This window comes from Nocardioides sp. CPCC 206348 (assembly GCF_048654705.1).
Lineage (GTDB): Bacteria > Actinomycetota > Actinomycetes > Propionibacteriales > Nocardioidaceae > Nocardioides.
In genome coordinates this window covers 145-1,489 of sequence record NZ_JBMCZA010000227.1, presented here as the reverse complement: position 1 = coordinate 1,489, position 1,345 = coordinate 145, and the positions used below count along the sequence as shown (strand labels likewise).

Annotated in this window: 2 protein-coding genes; one reads left to right on the top strand and one right to left on the bottom strand. The window is 68.9% G+C overall.

Annotated features, from left to right (window positions below; genetic code table 11):
• Nucleotides 1-271 (bottom strand): hypothetical protein (locus ACOADB_RS25805; protein ID WP_378605686.1); only part of this gene is annotated, 271 nt, incomplete at its 3' end.
• Nucleotides 272-359: 88 nt separating this feature from the next.
• Here ACOADB_RS25805 and ACOADB_RS25800 point away from each other — a divergent pair.
• The coding region (locus ACOADB_RS25800) for a phosphatase PAP2 family protein (protein WP_378605683.1) at nucleotides 360-1,345 on the top strand (986 nt) is incomplete at its 3' end.

Below are 1,345 nucleotides of genomic sequence, written 5' to 3'. Positions count from 1 at the left end.
CCTCCGTGCTCGGATCGTCGGCCGCATCCTCGGACGGGTTCGCGGACGGACTCGTCTCGTCAGCAGCCGATTGGGGGTCCGTCGTCTCGACCACGACCAACGGATCGACGCCCGAGGTCGTCGAGACGTCGGCCGGCTTGGGGCCGTCCGCCTCGTCCTTGCCCTTCGCGGTCGTACCGCTGCCGAGGCCAGCGATGCCGAGCACCCACGCGGCGGCGAGAACAGCGAGCACGGCCGCGACCGCACCGCGCACCAACCAGGTCCTGCTCATCTGTGTCTCCCCATGTCCGAGTACAGGACACGATCGTACGACGTCTGGTCGGTGCCCGCCCGGCCGCTACCCTCCCTTGGTGGGTTCCATGGCGAGCAGCGAGACCGAATCACTCCGCCCGAGCCCGACTCCGGGCGTCGTGGCCCGGGTGGCGGGCATGGCGGTCTTCGTCGTGGGCCTGGTCGCCTACATGCAGGTCAACGGCCTTCCCCGGCAGGGCTACCAGGTCGTGATCATCCTCTGGCTGGCCACGGTCGCCTGGGACGTACGACGTCCGATGCGGGAACACCTGGCGTTCCTGCGTGACTGGTGGCCGCCGTTCGCCGTGCTCCTGCTCTACCTCTACAGCCGGGGCGTCTCCGACAACCTCGGGATCCTCGACGTCAGCTTCACCTGGCCGATCGAGGCCGACCGCTGGCTGTTCGGCGGGACCCTGCCGACCGAGTACCTCCAGGCACACCTGTGCGGCGTGCCCTGCCGCCAGTCCCTGCAGCCCCGCTGGTACGACGTCGTGCTCACCACGGTCTACTACTCCCACTTCTTCGCCGCACTCGCCGTGGGCGCCGTGCTGTGGAAGCGCAACCGCCCCGCCTGGATCGGCTACATGCGGCGCTACCTGGCCATCATGTTGCTCTCGGTGGCCGGCTACATCCTCTATCCGATGGCTCCGCCGTGGATGGCCGCGCGCGACGGCTACCTGACCGACGACGTTGCACGGATCACCGGCCGGGGCTGGTTCGACCTCACCGCCTCGAGCCGGTCGGTCACGGCGAGCACCGAGACCACCGCACAGCAGGACCTCTCGTCCATCGGCAACCAGGTCGCGGCGATGCCGTCACTGCACTCGGCCCTCGCGATCTTCATCGCGTGGTGGGTGGTGTCGCACTTCCGGACGCCGTGGCGCTGGACCGTGCTGCTCTACCCCGCGAGCATGCTGTTCGCGCTGGTCTACTACGCCGAGCACTACGTCGTCGACGAGATCGCTGGTGCCCTGCTCGTCGTGGTGGTGATGGTCGCCTGGGGGTGGTGGGACCGGCGTCGCCGGAAGAGCCAGGAAGCGAGCCTGGAAACGAG